This is a genomic window from Amycolatopsis lexingtonensis (assembly GCF_014873755.1).
Classification (GTDB): Bacteria; Actinomycetota; Actinomycetes; order Mycobacteriales; family Pseudonocardiaceae; genus Amycolatopsis; species Amycolatopsis lexingtonensis.
On record NZ_JADBEG010000001.1, the window covers coordinates 3,411,341 to 3,426,867 of the forward strand.

The 15,527-nt window shown below is 71.2% G+C and carries 12 protein-coding genes; 8 read left to right on the plus strand and 4 right to left on the minus strand.

Translation table 11 applies throughout. The features are described 5' to 3' along the window. Window positions 1–49: 49 nt before the first annotated feature. The 4 genes from H4696_RS15480 to H4696_RS15495 all read right to left on the minus strand — a co-directional run bounded on the left by H4696_RS15480 (window position 50) and on the right by H4696_RS15495 (window position 6,119). The gene (locus H4696_RS15480) at window positions 50–280 is read right to left on the minus strand and encodes a hypothetical protein (RefSeq protein ID WP_192782331.1); all 231 of its coding nucleotides are present in this window, start codon (window positions 278–280) and stop codon (window positions 50–52) included. Window positions 281–336: 56 nt separating this feature from the next. Further along, window positions 337–909, minus strand: coding sequence for a hypothetical protein (locus tag H4696_RS15485; RefSeq protein WP_086861629.1), 573 nt, complete (start codon window positions 907–909; stop codon window positions 337–339). A gap of 56 nt (window positions 910–965) precedes the next feature. Continuing rightward, window positions 966–5,726 (minus strand): hypothetical protein, encoded by a 4,761-nt coding sequence (locus H4696_RS15490; protein ID WP_143265139.1) that lies wholly within the window; start codon window positions 5,724–5,726, stop codon window positions 966–968. A 63-nt stretch (window positions 5,727–5,789) separates the two neighbouring features. Next, window positions 5,790–6,119 carry a hypothetical protein gene (locus tag H4696_RS15495; RefSeq protein WP_086861631.1) on the minus strand — a complete coding sequence of 110 codons (330 nt, stop codon included), beginning with the start codon at window positions 6,117–6,119 and terminating at the stop codon, window positions 5,790–5,792. Window positions 6,120–6,252: 133 nt separating this feature from the next. Between H4696_RS15495 and H4696_RS15500 the strand changes: the two genes are divergently transcribed. The 8 genes from H4696_RS15500 (at window position 6,253) to H4696_RS15535 (ending at window position 15,520) form a co-directional block, all read left to right on the plus strand. After that, window positions 6,253–6,903: a TetR/AcrR family transcriptional regulator gene (locus H4696_RS15500; RefSeq protein WP_086861632.1), complete on the plus strand. Its 651-nt coding sequence runs from the start codon at window positions 6,253–6,255 to the stop codon at window positions 6,901–6,903. A 125-nt stretch (window positions 6,904–7,028) separates the two neighbouring features. Then, the gene (locus H4696_RS15505) at window positions 7,029–8,522 is read left to right on the plus strand and encodes a flavin-containing monooxygenase (protein WP_086861633.1); all 1,494 of its coding nucleotides are present in this window, start codon (window positions 7,029–7,031) and stop codon (window positions 8,520–8,522) included. Next, a complete protein-coding gene (locus H4696_RS15510) occupies window positions 8,522–9,430 on the plus strand; it encodes a metal-dependent hydrolase (protein ID WP_086861634.1) in 909 nt (302 codons plus the stop codon). The genes H4696_RS15505 and H4696_RS15510 overlap by 1 nt, the downstream gene beginning before the upstream one ends. Further along, window positions 9,427–10,479, plus strand: coding sequence for a PDR/VanB family oxidoreductase (locus H4696_RS15515; protein WP_249027044.1), 1,053 nt, complete (start codon window positions 9,427–9,429; stop codon window positions 10,477–10,479). The genes H4696_RS15510 and H4696_RS15515 overlap by 4 nt, the downstream gene beginning before the upstream one ends. After that, window positions 10,476–11,969: an aldehyde dehydrogenase family protein gene (locus tag H4696_RS15520; RefSeq protein ID WP_211299715.1), complete on the plus strand. Its 1,494-nt coding sequence runs from the start codon at window positions 10,476–10,478 to the stop codon at window positions 11,967–11,969. The genes H4696_RS15515 and H4696_RS15520 overlap by 4 nt, the downstream gene beginning before the upstream one ends. Next, window positions 11,966–12,847 (plus strand): short-chain dehydrogenase/reductase, encoded by an 882-nt coding sequence (locus tag H4696_RS15525; RefSeq protein ID WP_086861636.1) that lies wholly within the window; start codon window positions 11,966–11,968, stop codon window positions 12,845–12,847. Before H4696_RS15520 ends, H4696_RS15525 begins: the two co-directional genes overlap by 4 nt. Window positions 12,848–12,857: 10 nt before the next feature. Beyond that, entirely contained in the window at window positions 12,858–14,627 is a 1,770-nt protein-coding gene (gene fadD11 / locus H4696_RS15530) for a fatty acid--CoA ligase FadD11 (protein WP_086861637.1), read from the plus strand. Beyond that, window positions 14,624–15,520 (plus strand): alpha/beta hydrolase, encoded by an 897-nt coding sequence (locus H4696_RS15535; protein ID WP_086861638.1) that lies wholly within the window; start codon window positions 14,624–14,626, stop codon window positions 15,518–15,520. The genes fadD11 and H4696_RS15535 overlap by 4 nt, the downstream gene beginning before the upstream one ends. Window positions 15,521–15,527: the final 7 nt, after the last annotated feature.

Below are 15,527 nucleotides of genomic sequence, written 5' to 3' on the forward strand. Positions count from 1 at the left end.
GGTAGGCGTCGGCGACGACCTGGGCACGGTTGTTGCCGCAAAAGTCTGCCTACACCGGCACCCCCTCGAAACCGAGCACGCGCTCCAGACCGGTCACCAAGTCCCGAAATGACAATCCCGGAACGTCAACCTTCAGCTCTACCTCGCGGGCAACGGCGAACAACTCTGACGCCTCCGCGGTGAACTCGAGGAACAACCTCGAGCCCGCCAAGGCCACGCAGAACACGCCCAGCGAGTCCGACTCCTGCGCCTTCGCCGCCCGCAGCGTGTACACGCTCACCTGGTCGCCATCCACGTTTCGTCGCCCCATCCGTGATCGAGCCGCCGCCGAGGTGGTCAAGGTGACGAGCCGACCCGGCGCCGCAGTTCCTCGATCCGCTCGACGAACAGCTTCGCCGTCTCGACCTCCCCGTCGTCCACCTCACCGCCACCGCTGCGGAAGCCGATGGTTCTCTCGCGCTCCCTCTTCAGCGACTCGGCCCCTTCGACGTGGTGCCGGTACAACGCGTCCAGCAAGGAGTCCGCCAGGCGTGTGACAGGGCTTTCCGGCGTGACGTCGTACTCGATGCTGTAGATCGTCGACCGGCCCGCCGCGAGTTCGGTGACGCGGTAGCACCAGAACACGCCGCCGAACGCGCTGCCGATGCTGTAGCTCACGCCGAGGGGAACCAGGTCCGCGTCGCGGGCGAGGATGTCGGTCTCGAGGTCGTCCGTCCGGTCCGGTGGCGGGCCGCCGCGGGTCAGCGGGACGGCCAGGTCCCACGGCTGGTAGGTGTACTCGAACATCAGCACCGGCCGTGCCTCGGCGAGCACGAAGAACTCGTCCGGGAACGCCACGCCGTAGCACTCGCGGAGGACCGCGCGCGGGTCGAGCCCGCGCTCGTACAACGCCCGCGCCAGGCGGGTCATCGCCGGGTAGTCGTCGCGGGCCGCCTCGGCGCGGAGGCGGTCGAGCGGTTCCTCGGTCAGGACGATCCGCCTCCGCTCTGGTGCTCGCTCATGATGGTGTCCAACAGCCGGTGCAGCCGGTGCCAGGTCGCACGCAGGTCGTCCGCCGTCAGCGCGTTGATGATCTCGCCGGCGGTGTTCTCCGCCGCGCGGATGGTGTCCACCATGGCCTTCGGCTTGCCGTCCCGGACCGCTCGTTCCGCGATCCTATTCGCCGTCCGGTGCAGGGTCCGCACCCGGGACTGGACCTCGCGGCTGTCCGCGGTCAGCCGCGGGTTGTCCGACATCAGCAACGCGATGTTCTCGACGTGCTCGAAGATCGCGTTCTGGATCTGGCCCTGGAACTGCTCCCGGACGTCCCTGGGCAGCTTCATCAGCTCGGCGTTGGACTTGACGAGTTCCCGGGCCAGGTTCTTCGCACTGGCCATGCTCTGCGACTGCAGCATCAGCACGTAGGCGCGGTGCGCGACCCGGATGCGCTCGTCCGCAAGGGTCCGGCCCTCGGCCGCCGCCACGACGTGGCGCGGGGTGGACTCGAGCCCACGCGGGATGTTCCCCGGCGCCGCGCTCGTGACCGTGCTGACCTCCGGCGCGAAGTGCAGGGTGAAGTCGACGCCGAAGACCCGCATCAGCTTGTTGCGCAGGAACCGGCCCTCGGCCTCGCCGACGCCGTAGAGCCCGCCCTGCACGTGCAGCAGCGCCCTCGTCCTGATCTTCTGGAAGATGCCCTTGACCGCGCCCTCGTTCACGTCGAGCAGCTTGATCAGCATGTTGGGCTCGGTGGGGTAGAGCATCTGCGGGTGCACCTTGTTGATCGCCGCCCGGATCGCGTGGTCGACCTGGTTGGACCACAGCGTGAGCTGCCTGCGACGCCGGGCGTCGCCCCGCCGCCACTTGAACCCGCCGAACCGGTACCCGCCGATCACGATAAGCGGGTGCTGGCCCAGTTCGTCGAGGACCTTCACGTACGCGGCGAGCACGCCCATCGTGTTCTTCGCCGTGACGGAGGTGTCGGCATCCTGGCCGACGGCGTACACGACGTCGTTCATCTTCGCCAGCACACGCGTCGCGGTCCGTACGTAGGACGAGCCGAGCACCTCCTCGCGGAAGAGCCCGAACGGCAACGCCTCCTTGGCGCGCAGACCCTTCTCCCGCTCCTCGGCGAGCGGCTTCTTGTCGCCCAGCTTCTTGAACTTCCGGCGCACTTCGGCGATGCCGACCCGCTTCCTCTTGCCCTTCTTGACGCGGACCCAGTTCGGGGTCCACACGAAGCCGAAGACGGCCATGTTGAGCTCGGGCCGCGTCTCGACCTTCCCGACGGCCGCGCCGATCTCGCTCTTCCCCTTGTCGGGATCGAGGAACTCCATCGCGTTGATGCCGATCACGACCGCGGTCCGGGCCGCCGCGAGGTCCTCGGTGCCGCCCTCCCACGCCTTGGTGGTGTAGCGCACGGCCATGTCCGGCTTCACCTCCGACGGGATGGTCGCGATGGTGACGACGAACCCGATCCGGCGGTCGTTGCCTTCCATCGGGATCACGGTCGCCGTCAGCCGGCTCACCGCGCCCGGAAGCTTCTTGAGCTTCATGCCCTTCTCGGCCTTGTCGATCTCGTAGGGGAACTCGTCCTCCGTGAGCTCGACATCCGACGTCGTCTTCGACGGGTTGACGGTCACCTGGACCGCGTAGACGTCCTCGCCGTGCTTCTCCAGCCGGATCGACGTCAGGCGGTGCCGTCGTTTGATGCCGGGAAGACCCTTCCGGACCGACTCGGGGGTCGCGTCCTCCGCGTGCAGCAGGTTCGTGGCGTCGCGGACAGCCGCGTCGAGGGCGCGTCGCTTGGCCTTGTCGGACCGCTTGTCGGGCTTGCGGTCCTTGCGGCGGCCGGGCCTCTTCGCGGGGCGGCGGCGGTCGGGGCGGCGGCGCGGACGGGCGCGGTCCCCGGGCCGTCTCTTCGGCGGCCTGACCGGCTTCTCGTCCGGCTTCTTCTTCGGGCGCTTCTTCCGGTCCAGGGCCGCCTTGAGCTTCGCCCAGAGTTTCTTGACCAGGGAGACGATCTTGTCGACGACCCAGTCGATGGCCCGGTTGACCGGGCGGGCCAGCTTCTGGAAGATCTCGCGGACCTTGCCGGCGATCCCGCCGATGCCGAGCAGTGCCGCCAGTGCGCCGATCAGGACCGGGATGGACCGGGCCAGTGCGCGTTCCACCAACGCGGGCACGCCGCCGGTGCCGCCGCCGGCTATCGCGATCACCGCGTCCAGCACCGCGTTGACGAACTCGATGATCTGCCGGCCGTTCGTGACGATGAACCGGATGATGTCGATGATCATCTTGCAGGCGCGGATGAACGCGGAGGCCGGGTTGAACAGCGACACGATCCACGTGACGCCGGCGATGACGATGGTCGGCAGCAGGTAGGAGACCAGGTTGCCGATCAGGTCCTTCTTCAGGTCGCCCACGCGCTCCTTCAGGTCCGACCACATGCCGGCGACGCCACGTTTCTTGGTCTCCGCCACGATCGGGATGGCGGTCTCCGCCGCGGTCACGGCCTGGTCGGGCACCTTGCGGACGAGCCGCGACCGGATGTTCGCCCACGACAGGCCGAGCATCGCCGCCAGCATCATCAGGATGCCGAGGATGTCGAAGCTGGTCGGCAGTGTCAGGCCGGCCGCCGCACCGGTGCCCAGCAGCCAGGCCAGCACGCCCTGTTCGAGGTGCCGGCCGGCGTTCTTGGCGAACAGCTTGAGACCGCCGCCGACGCCGGTGACGAGGTTGCCCAGGAAGCCGATCGGGTCCTTGAGAATGGCCTTGACCGCGGCGGCCGCCTTGCGGAGCACACCCATGAGCAGGGAGCCGAGCTCCTTGATGGTGGTGATGACGCTGCCGATCGCGTCCTTCGCCTTCGAGACCAGGCCCTTGTTCTTCTCCTTCTCCGCCGCGATCTCGTCGTCCACCGACTTGACGGCGTCCTTGTACTTGGTGGCCAAGGTGTCGACCAGCTCGGTGCCCTTGTCGTCGACGGTGTCCCGCAGCTCGTCGAACTTGCCCTCGAAGTCCGCGGCGGCCTCGCGGCCGATCGACCGCAGGTCCTTGGGCAGCTTGTCCACGGCGGTCTTGAGGTCCTTGCGGCCGGCGGCGATGCGGTCCTTGGCCCGTTTGAGCTCACGCTCGATGGTGTCGGCGATGTCGGCGATCACCTGGCGCATCGCCGTGAGGTAGTGGTCCTTGGCCGTCTCGTAGATCCGGTTGGCCTCTTCGGGGAGGTCGGCGAACAGGTCCTTCACCCACCGGCCCTTGCCGAGCAGGCCGGAGTAGCGGCGGTCCTTGTACTCCGCCATGCCCTTCTCGTGCTCGGCGGTGAACTTGTCCCGTGCGGCCTTCTCCTGCCTGGTGAACTGGTCGTCCACCGTCTTGTCCAGGTCGGTGAGGATCTTCTCGACGTCGCCCTTGGTCTTGTCGAAGACGTCCTGCAGGATCGCGGTGACCTGGGTGCGCTTCTCCTCGTCGGTGGTCTTGGTGCCGACCTTGCCCGCGCCGACGTTCTTGCCCGTGGTGACCCTGGTGGCGTGCATGGCGGTCATGGCGGCGGCACTCCGGGTGGCCGCCACGGCCTTGACGTGCGTGATCTCCTTCGCCTCGCCGGCACGCAGCTGGCCCGGGGCGGTCTCCGAGTGGGCCTCCATCGTCTTCTTGTCCTTGACCGCCTTGGTGAAGGCCGGCTCGTTGGACTTCTGCAGCTGCGGCTCGGTGACGGCCGCGTCGGCCATTTGCCGGTCGACCTGCGCCGGACCGGCCGACATGTCCGTCGCCGAGAGCGGCAGCACGTCCGGGGCGGCCTGGTTCGGGTCCGGGGTGCCGGGCTTGCCCGGCACCTTGTCGCCGGTCAGCGGCACGACCGGCTTCTCGTCGGGCGCGGGCTTCGGCGTGGCGTGCGTGGTGTCGGCGATCTCCTTCGCCGAGGCCTCCTTGCCTTCGCCGACCTTGCCCTGGACGTCCTTCTTGATCTGCTCGGCCTTGCCCGACTCGCCGAAGCTGTCCGCCTCGTCCAGGTTCTTGGGGGCCTGCTTGGCGACCGCGTCCTCGACGGCCTTGACGAAGTCGGTCTTGTTGAACTCCTTGGGCTGGGCGGCATCCATGTCTTCGGCGTGTGCCGCCTTGCCGCGCGCCTCCCGGTCGTCGCTCGGGGGCACGGAGGCGGCCTGTGCCGAGCCTGCCTCGGCCTTCGCCGGCGGGTGGCTCGAGCCGACCCGCCGCTTCTTGGCCCCGACGTCCTTCTTCAACGCCTGGAACTTCGGGTCGCCACCCGGCGACCGCGGCCCGGTGGCACCTTCCTTCTTGGCCGCACCCTTGTCCTGGCCCTCCTTCGGGGCCGTGCCGGGATCTTTCTCGTCAGGCTTGGGTGCCGCCGGCGCAGTCGCCTTCTCCAGCGGCGCGGGTGGTGCCTTTTTCACCGGAGGCGTCGCGGGTGCCTGCCTCGAGGGTGCCGGCGCCGTGAGGGCGGGAAGCGTTCCGGCGTGGGTCGCGACCGCCTGGTTGCCGACGAGGTTCTGCCCGGCCGGCAGCAGCTGCCCGCGCCAACCCGGCGACAGCGCCGCGGTGCCGGGCGCCAGCCCACTCATCGCCGCCGCGACGGCCGCGTTGCCCGCCGCCGGTGTCCGCGCCTGCACGACGTCCGCCGAGACCGGGTCCATCGCGGTACGGGGCTCGTGGGAGTTCGGGAGGGTCGTCACAGCTGGGGACGTCGCCAGCCGTGGCGGGCGGACCTTCAACGGAACAGGCATCCGGCATTCCCCACCGCGAGCTGCGTTTCGCCGGATACTCGCACAATGCTTGTCGCGCGAGCGCTATCCCGGCGTCACCACGGCGTCACCACGGTCAGTGCGGTAGCCCACGAAGCGAAGTTCGGCCGGGTGGTCGTCATCGGCCAACCGGGCCACCTCGTAGACAGCGCCCGGTCCGCCGGGGCGGAATGGCGGTAAGAGGGAGGTGCCACGGCTTCCCAGGTCGTTGACGGCGTATCCACGCTCTCCGGCGAGCGGGCCGTCCAGATGAACCGCCGGGCAGAAGGCGACATCCGGCATGAGGACCACCCGATCCACGCCGTGCAGCCGGGCGATCTCTTCGTGGGGCATGGCGGGATCGACCAGTACCTGGCGTCCGTCGGAGATGGTCATGGGTACTCGCCCGTCAGGGGTGCAGGCTCGTCTGCCGAGCACGCCTACGAGGTCGTCCATATCCCGGCACTCTTCCATCCGTCGCCCCCGCGTCCTGCGGCGACCTCGCCGAAGGGGATGCGATGATGGCACGATGACCGCCGAGCAAAACGCCACCGGTGTCGTGCGGCGCCCTTGGCGGGGTGTGGCCCCCGACGAGCGGCAGGCGCGGCGGCGTGAGCAGCTGGTCGAGGCCGGGTTCGCGATCATGGGCGTCGAGGGGGCGGCCGCCGTGACCATGCGGCGGGTGTGCCGGGACGCCAAGCTGACCGAGCGGTACTTCTACGAGTCCTTCGCCCGCCGGGAAGATCTGCTGGTCGCCGTGCTCGAAACCACCGCGGCGCAAGCGCGGGACGTGCTCGTCGCTGTTCTCGAGCAGGCGCAAACGGACACCGTGCGGACCGCGGTCGGTGCCTTCACCGGGTTCATCACCGAAGACCCGCGGCGCGGCCGTGTCCTGTTCGTGGAGTCGCTGGCCGCCCCCGAGCTGGCCGGCCGCGGCGCCGAGCTCGTCGGGGAGTTCACGGCGACCATCGCGGCGGCGCTCCGCGATCCCGCGCTCGCGGGCGACGAGGCCGACGACCGCGACGTCGAGCTGAACTCCCAGGCCGTGTTCGGCGCCCTGGCCTACCTGTTCCAGGGGTGGCTCGAGGGCCGCCTCGCCGTCGACCGCACGCGGTTCGTCGACCACGTCGTCCAGGTGATCGAGCAGCTCGCCAAGGCGACCTCCCGCCGCTCCGGCTGAAACCGACCGCTCTCCTCTCGCTCCCGAAGACCGCCCCAAAGTTGACATCACCTGATGTTGACATCATGCGATGTCAACGTTTAGCTTCAAAACGGTCAGGCATGCGTCAACGAGGAGGCGGCCCCATGACGAACGCACCCCCGCGGCGGGTCCGGGTGGCGATCATCGGCGCGGGTTTCGGCGGGCTGGCCACGGCCATCGCGCTCAAGCGCGCCGGGATCGACGACTTCGTCATGCTGGAACGCGCCGGCGACGTCGGCGGGACGTGGCAGGTGAACACCTACCCCGGCGCCCAGTGCGACATCCCGTCGATCCTGTACTCGTTCTCGTTCGCGCCCAACCCGCGCTGGAGCCGGCTCTACCCGCTCCAGCCCGAGATCCACGAGTACCTGCGCCAGTGCACCGAGGACTTCGGGATCACCCCGCACCTGCGGCTGCGGCACGAAGTGCGGGAAGCCGCGTGGGACGACGCCGCCGCGGAGTGGCAAATCCGCACCGACCACGGCGACTGGACGGCGCAGATCCTGGTCGGCGCGATCGGCCCGTTCAGCGAACCCGCCGTACCGGACCTGCCGGGGCTGGCCCGCTTCCGGGGCACCACGTTCCACTCCTCGGCCTGGGACCACGACCACGACCTGGCCGGGCGCCGGATCGCGGTGATCGGGACCGGCGCGTCCGCGGTGCAGATCATCCCCCGGATCCAGCCGGCGGCCGCGCGGCTCACCGTCTTCCAGCGCACCCCGACGTGGATCATGCCGCACCCCGACCGGCCCCTGGGCGACCGGTCGCAGCGGTTGTTCGACCGCGCGCCCGCCGTCCAGCGGCTGGCGCGGACCGGGTGGGACCTGCTGCAGGAAGCCCTCGTGCCGGGCCTGGTGCACCGGCCGTGGCTGCTCAAAGGCCTGGAAGCGGTGAGCCTCGGCCACCTGCGACGTCAGGTGCGCGATCCGCGGCTGCGCGCGAAACTGACGCCGTCGTACGCGTTCGGCTGCAAGCGGCCCACGTTCTCCAACGCCTACTACCCCGCGCTCGCCGCGCCGAACGTCGACGTCGTGACCGACGCGATCCGCGAGATCACCCCCGAAGGCATCCGCACGGCCGACGGCGTCGAGCACGAGGTGGACACCATCGTCTTCGGCACCGGCTTCCGGATGACCGACCACCCCGGGTTCGGCCGGATCCACGGCCGCGGGGGACGCTCGCTCGCCGAGGTCTGGGCCGGCAGTCCCCGCGCGTACCTCGGCACCACGGTCGCGGGCTTCCCCAACTTCTTCCTCATGCTGGGCCCGAACTCGGTCGTCTACACCTCGCAGGTCGTCACGATCGAGGCGCAGGTCGCCTACGTCCTGAGCTGCCTGGCCGAAATGGACCGAAGTGGACTGTCCACAGTAGAGGTACGCGAGGACGTCCAAGAGGGCTTCGTCCGCGAAGTCGACCGGGGACTGAGCGGATCGGTGTGGAACACCGGCGGCTGCCGCAGCTACTACCTCGACCCGACCGGCCGCAACTTCGTCTTCTACCCCGGCTTCAACCGCCGCTTCCGCGCCCGGACCCGGCAGGTCGACCTGGCCGACTACCACCTCGGCGTCCGGCTCCCCCAACCGACAAGGACCGCGTGATGCTCAAAAAACCCGTCGTCGACCCGCGCGGCGCCCGCCGCTACACCGACCAGGCGCACGCCATCGCGGCGCGGGACGTGCACTTCTCGTGGGACGGCGTGCCGATGCACTACATCCCCGGCGAGCCGATGGCCACGCACATCATCAACGTGATGCACCTGGTGCTGCCCGAGGGCGAGCGCGCGATGTCCGCCGCGCTGACCGAAGCACTCCCCCTGATCACCGAACCGCGGCTGCGCGAGGAAGTCATCGGGTTCATCGGCCAGGAAGCCACCCACGCCTCCTCCCACGAAGGCGCCCGCGAACACCTGGCGAAGCTCGGCCTGCCGGTGGAACCGGTGGCCCGCAAGATGGACTGGCTCGTCGACCGGGTCCTCGGCGACCACGGGCTGACCGGCAAGGCCCGGCACGCGTGGCTGTGCGAACGGCTCGGTCTCTTCGCCGCGATGGAGCACTACACCGCGGTCGTCGGGGAATGGCTGCTCGGCGCCGACCAGCTCGAACGCGCCGGGATGCACCCGACGATGCTCGACCTGATCCGCTGGCACGGCGCCGAAGAGGTCGAGCACCGCAACGTTGCTTTCGACGCGTTCATGCACGTCGACGGCAGCTACGCCCGGCGGGTGCGCACCGCGCTCCTCGCCAGCTTCACTCTGGCCGTCCTGTTCCTCACGACCGCGCGGTACCTGCTCGGCGCCGACCCGACGCCCGGCGTGCGGCGTTCCACCTGGGTGCGGCAGCTGGTCAGCGCGACCCGCCGCGACCTCATCCCCAAGGCCACCATCTTCCTCACCGAGATCCCGAAGTACCTGCGCCCGAGCTTCCACCCGTCTCAGCTGGGCAGCATGGACGCCGCGATCCGCTACCTGGCCCGGTCCCCGGCCGCCAACGCGGAGGCCCGGCCGTGACCACGACGCGCGCGATGCGCCTGGCCGCCGCGGCCAGCACCGCCTACCAGCGCGTGTTCGCCACCAGCCGCGTCGCCCCGCTCCTCTCCCGCCCGCGGCCGGTGCGCCGCAGCGGCTACGAGCTCGAACTCACGGTCCAGGCGGTCCGCGCCGAGGCCGACGACGTCGTCAGCGTCGTCCTTGCCGCCCCGGACGGCGGCCCGCTGCCCACCTGGATCCCGGGCGCGCACCTCGACGTCTTCCTGCCTTCGGGACGGCAGCGGCAGTACTCGCTGTGCGGTGCTCCCGGCGACCGGTCGTCGTACCGGATCGCGGTCCGCCGGATCGACGGCGGCGAGGGCGGCGAGGGCGGTTCCCGCGAGATCCACGACACCGTCCACGCCGGCGGCACGCTGCGCGTCCGCGGCCCCCGCAACGCCTTTCCCCTGGCCGCCGCGGACGCCTACCTGTTCGTCGCCGCGGGCATCGGCATCACGCCGATCCTGCCGATGGTGCGGACCTGCCACGACCAGGGCGTGCCGTGGCGGCTGGTGTACCTCGGCCGCAGCCGCGCGAGCATGCCGTTCCTCGGCGAACTCGCCGCCTTCGACAGCGGGACGGTCGAAATCCGGCCGGACGACGAGTGCGGGCCGCCGTCACTCGGCGACATCCTGCCGCTCGCCCCCGACGGCGCCGCTGTGTACCTGTGCGGCCCGCCACCGCTGATGCGCCCGGCCCGCGACCTCCTGCGGGCGAGCAACCCGCGGGCGTCCCTGCACACCGAGCGGTTCTCCCCGCTGCCCGTCAGCGGCGGCGCGCCCTTCGAGATCTTCCTGCGCCGAACCGGGGTGACGGTCGAGGTCGGTCCCGGCGAGACCGCGCTAACCGCGATCGGCCGGGTCGCCGACGTCCCTTACTCGTGCCGGCAAGGCTTTTGCGGCACCTGCAAGGTCCGGGTCCTCGACGGCGACGTCGAGCACCGCGACCGCCTGCTCGCCCCGGCCGACCGCCGGGACTCGATGCTCCTCTGCGTCTCCCGCGCGACCGGCCGGCTGGTGATCGACCGATGACCGCGGCGGAAAGGACCGAACCCATGACCGCCGAAACCTTCGACGTGCTGGACCCGGCCACGGGCGAACTCGTCGGCCGGCACCGCACCACGACCGAGTTCGAAGTCACCGGCGCCGTCCGCCGGGCCCGCGACTGCGCGGCCTGGTGGGCCGGGCTCGGGTTCGCCGGACGGGCCCGGCGGCTGGATGCCTGGCGCCGCCGGATCGCCCGCGGCGCCCCGGAACTGGCCGGTCTGATCAGCCGCGAGATGGGCAAGCCGCATGCCGACGCGATGCTGGAGATCGCGATGGGGCTCGAGCACCTCGCGTGGGCGTCCCGCAACGCCGCCCGCGTCCTCGGCCCGCGGGCCGTGCGGCCGAGCGCGCTGACCATCAACCAGAAAGCGGTCGTCGAATACCGCCCGCTCGGCGTGGTCGGCGTGATCGGCCCGTGGAACTACCCGGTCTTCACCCCGCTGGGCTCGCTGGCCGGCGCGCTCGCCGCCGGCAACACGGTGGTGTTCAAGCCGAGCGAGTACACCCCGGGCGTCGGGCAGTGGCTCGGCGACGCCTTCCGCGAGGTCGTGCCGGAACACCCCGTGCTGCAGGTCGTCACCGGCGACGGGGTCACCGGAGCGGCGCTGTGCCGCGCCGGGGTGGACAAGATCGGGTTCACCGGCTCGACCGCCACCGGGCGGGCTGTGCTGGCGGCCTGCGCGGCGACCCTCACCCCGGTGCTCATGGAATGCGGCGGCAAGGACGCCCTGCTCGTCGACGCGGACGCCGATCTGGCCGCGGCCGCCGACGCGGCGGTGTGGGGCGGCCTGTCCAACGCCGGGCAGACTTGCCTTGCCGTGGAACGGATCTACGTCCACGCCGCCATCCACGACGAGTTCGTCGACCGGGTCGTCGCGCTGGCGCGCAAGGTGAAACCCGGTGCGCAGATCGGGCCGATCACCATGCCGTCGCAAGTGAAGATCATCGAGCGGCACATCCGGGACGCCCTCGACCGCGGCGGCCGGGCCGTGCTCGGCGGCACCGACGCCGTCCGGGACCGGTTCGTCTCGCCGACGATCCTCGTCGACGTCCCCGACGACAGCGCCGCGGTCACCGAAGAAACGTTCGGGCCGGTCCTGGTCGTCACCAAGGTCGAAGACATGGACGAAGCCGTGGCGCGGGCGAACAACGTCCGCTACGGGCTCGGCGCCACGGTGTTCTCCCGCCGCAACGGCCGCGCCATCGCCGGACGGCTCCGGTCCGGCGCGGTGTCGGTGAACGCGTTCGTGGCCCACGCGTCCGTGCCGTCGCTGCCGCTCGGCGGCATCGGCGATTCCGGGTTCGGCCGCGTGCACGGCGCCGACGGCCTCCGCGAGTTCGCCTACGCCCGTGCCACGACCGTGCAACGGTTTCCGTCCCCACTGCCGCTGACGACGTTCCGCCGCACCGCCGGGATCGACGCGCTGGTGCGCGTGCTCGTCGGCATCCGGCACGGAAGGGGCGTGCCGCGATGATCGCCGTGCTGCGAGACCTCGGATTCCCCCTTCCCGGCGGCCGCACCCACCGGGTGGCCGGCCGGACCGTCCTGATCACCGGGGCCGCCGCCGGGATCGGCCGCGCCCTGGCGGAAACGCTGCACGAGCGCGGCGCGACCGTCGCGCTCGTGGACCGGGACGCCACCGCGCTGGCGGACACCGCGAAGGCGATCGGCGGCGACCGCGTGCTGACCGCGGTCGCCGACGTGCGCGACCGGGACGCGCTCACCGCCGCCGTCCACGAGCTGGCCGAGCGGGCCGGTGGCCTGGACGTCGTCGTGGCCAACGCGGGCGTGACCCCGGCCCCGGCGACCCTGCGGCGCATCGACCCCGCCGAGTTCCAGCGGGTCCTCGACGTCAACGTCACCGGCGCGTTCACCACGGTCCGGGCCGCCGCCGACGCCGTCATCGCCCGGCGGGGCCACGTGCTGGTCGTGTCGTCGGTCGCGGCGTTCGTGCCCGGTCCCGGCGGCGCCGCCTACATGATCAGCAAGGCCGCGGTCGAACAGCTCGGCCGCGCCCTGCGCCTCGAGCTCGCCCCGCACGGCGTCACCGCCGGCATCGCCTACTTCGGCGTCGTGGACACGCAACTGGCCCGGACCACTTTGGACGATGACCCGCTCGGCCGCGAACTGGAGAAGCGGCTCCCGCCGCCCCTACGCCGCCGTCTCACCGCCGCCCAGGCCGCGGGCGTGCTCGCCGACGCGATCGAACGCCGTGCCGGCCGGACCCTCGCCCCGGCGGTCTGGCAGCCCTGGGCGCTGCTGCGCGGGCTGGTGAACGTCGTCACCGACGCCTACCTCACCCGCGACCGCCACGTCCAAGCCTTCGTCCGCGACCTCGAATCCCGTTCGTGAGGACCACGCCATGACCCTGTGCGCCGCCTTCCAGCACGTCGCCACGATCGACCCGGACGCCGTCGCGGTCCACACCGTCGGCGGCACCCGGACGCTGACCTGGCGCGACTACGCCGCCCAGGTGCGTGCCGTCGCCACCGGCCTCGCCGCGCTCGGCGTCCGCCGCGGCGACACGGTCGCGCTCATGATGGGCAACCGCGTCGAGTTCTACCCCGTCGACGTCGGCGCGCTGCACGTCGGCGCGACGTCGTTCTCGATCTACAACACCCTTCCGCCCGCCGGGATCGGGTTCGTCCTCGGCAATGCCGGGGCGAAGGTGGTCGTCTGCGAAACCCAGTACGTCGAAAGCATTCGCGCCTCCGGGGCCGCCGTCGAGACGATCGTCGTCGTGGACGCGGCGCCCGACGGCACGCTCGCGCTCGGCGAGCTGATGGCCCTCGATGCGCCGGGATTCGACTTCGACACCGCCTGGCGGGCCGTGCGGCCGGACGACGTCGCGACCCTCATCTACACCTCGGGCACCACCGGCGACCCGAAGGGCGTCGAAACCACCCACGCGTCGCTGCTGTTCGAAGCCCGCGCTGTCGCGGACATCCTGCCCGTCGAGTTCGGCGACCGAATCACCTCGTTCATGCCGTCGGCGCACATCGCCGACCGGATGACCGCGTTGTACTTCCAGCTCGTCTTCGGCACGCAGGTCACCGTGGTCGACCACCCCGGCGCCGTCGCGGCCGCGTTGCCCGACTGCCGTCCGACGATCTGGGGCGCGGTGCCGCGGGTGTGGGAGAAGCTGAAGTCCGCCGTCGAACTGGCCGTCGAGCGCGAGCCGGACGAAACCCGCCGGGCCGCGCTGCGCTGGGGTCTGGAGGTCGGCGCCCGCCGCGTCGCCCTGGAACGCGCCGGGCAGGAGGTGCCTCCGGAGCTGAGGGCCGAGCACGCCCGCGCGGAAACCGCGGTTCTCGCGCCCCTGCGCGAAAAACTGGGCTTCGGCGACCTCAAGTGGGCCGTGTCCGGGGCGGCGCCGATCTCGCCCGACACCCTCGCGTTCTTCACCGGGCTCGGCCTGCGGGTCTCCGAGATCTGGGGCATGTCCGAGCTGACCTGCATCGCCAGCATCGCCCCGGCCACGCCGGACCGGCTCGGCACCGTCGGGAAGATCCTGCCCGGCATGGAAATGCGCGTCGCCGCCGACGGCGAGCTCCAGGTCCGCGGGCCGCTGGTGATGAAGGGCTATCGCGGTGAACCCGGGAAGACGGCCGAAGTCCTCGACGCCGACGGCTGGCTGTCCACAGGGGACATCGTCACGGTGGACGACGGCTACCTCACCGTGGTTGACCGCAAGAAAGAGCTCATCATCAACGCCTCCGGCAAGAACATGTCCCCGGCCAACATCGAGAACGCCGTCAAAGCCCGGTCCTCGCTCATCGCCGGGGTCGTCGCCATCGGCGACCGCCGCCCGTACACGACGGCGCTCGTCGTCCTCGATCCCGAAGCACTCACCGGCCGGGGCATCGCTGTGACACCGGCGGACCTGCCGCGGCACCCGGACGTCGTGGCCGAGGTCGCCGCCGCCATCGCGACCGCGAACGCCGGGCTTTCCCGCGTCGAGCAGATCAAGCGGTTCCGCATCCTCCCGCACTTCTGGGAACCCGGCGGCGACGAGCTGACCCCGACCATGAAGCTGCGGCGCAAACCCGTCGCCACCAAGTACGCCGGCGAGATCGAAAGCCTTTACGCCGAAACGATTCTTGACGACGTCCGAGAGCCCGCCGTCCCATGACCGCACCGTCCTGGCAGTCCCGGCTGCTCGCCCAGGTGCTCGCGCGGACAGCCCGTCCACTCGGCGCGCACCTGCCGCTCAACGCGACGACGTTGCCGTGGATCCGGCGCGCCATCGACCGCGCCGCGGCCGGCACCGGACGGCTGCCCCGCGGCACCACCTGGGAACCCGTCGTCCTGCCCGCTTGCCGCGCCGAACTCGTCCGGGCACCGGCGGCGGCTCCGGTCTTGCTCTACCTCCACGGCGGCGGCTTCATCGCCGGATCGGCCCGCGCTTGGCGGCCGTTCGTCGCGGCGCTGTCCGCCTGCACCGGGCTGCCTGTGCTCTCCGTCGACTACCGCCTGGTCCCCGAGCACACGATCGGCGACGCGACCGAGGACGCGCTCGACGCCTACCGGTGGCTCGTCGGCCGAGGCGTCCCGGAAGCCGGAATCGTGCTGGCCGGCGATTCCGCCGGGGGCGGGCTGGCGCTCGCGGTGGCCACCCGGCTGCGCGCGGAAGGACGGCCCGGCCCCGGCGGGATCGCGGTCATCTCGCCGTGGGCCGACCTCGACCCCGTCTCCCGCACGCCGGTTCCGGATCCGTTCCTGTCCGCGAACTGCGTCGCCCAGGTCACCCGCCTGTGCACGGCCGGCGGCGTGGCCCTCCCGCCGCCCGCGGACACCGACCTGCGCGGCCTGCCACCGACCCTGATCATCGCCGGAGAACACGACTTCCTGCGCCACGACAGCGAACTGCTGGCCCGCCTGCTCGGCGCCGCCGGTGTCCCGGTCGAGCTGGTCTCCTGGCCGGGACAGTCACACGCCTTCCCCTTGGCCCGCGGGCTGCCGGAAGCGCGTGCGGCGTTGCGGCGCCTCGCCCGTTTCGTCAAGGCACTTCCGGCACCTCGATGAGTGGCTG

Bases quoted from the DNA above. Each gene is read 5' to 3' on its own strand.
- H4696_RS15500 (WP_086861632.1), top strand. From the start codon at position 6,253: ATGACCGCCGAGCAAAACGCCACCGGTGTCGTGCGGCGCCCTTGGCGG.
- H4696_RS15520 (WP_211299715.1), top strand. From the start codon at position 10,476: ATGACCGCGGCGGAAAGGACCGAACCCATGACCGCCGAAACCTTCGAC.
- H4696_RS15525 (WP_086861636.1), top strand. From the start codon at position 11,966: ATGATCGCCGTGCTGCGAGACCTCGGATTCCCCCTTCCCGGCGGCCGC.
- H4696_RS15505 (WP_086861633.1), top strand. From the start codon at position 7,029: ATGACGAACGCACCCCCGCGGCGGGTCCGGGTGGCGATCATCGGCGCG.
- H4696_RS15495 (WP_086861631.1), bottom strand. From the start codon at position 6,119: ATGACCATCTCCGACGGACGCCAGGTACTGGTCGATCCCGCCATGCCC.
- fadD11 (WP_086861637.1), top strand. From the start codon at position 12,858: ATGACCCTGTGCGCCGCCTTCCAGCACGTCGCCACGATCGACCCGGAC.
- H4696_RS15490 (WP_143265139.1), bottom strand. From the start codon at position 5,726: ATGCCTGTTCCGTTGAAGGTCCGCCCGCCACGGCTGGCGACGTCCCCA.
- H4696_RS15535 (WP_086861638.1), top strand. From the start codon at position 14,624: ATGACCGCACCGTCCTGGCAGTCCCGGCTGCTCGCCCAGGTGCTCGCG.
- H4696_RS15510 (WP_086861634.1), top strand. From the start codon at position 8,522: ATGCTCAAAAAACCCGTCGTCGACCCGCGCGGCGCCCGCCGCTACACC.
- H4696_RS15485 (WP_086861629.1), bottom strand. From the start codon at position 909: ATGACCCGCCTGGCGCGGGCGTTGTACGAGCGCGGGCTCGACCCGCGC.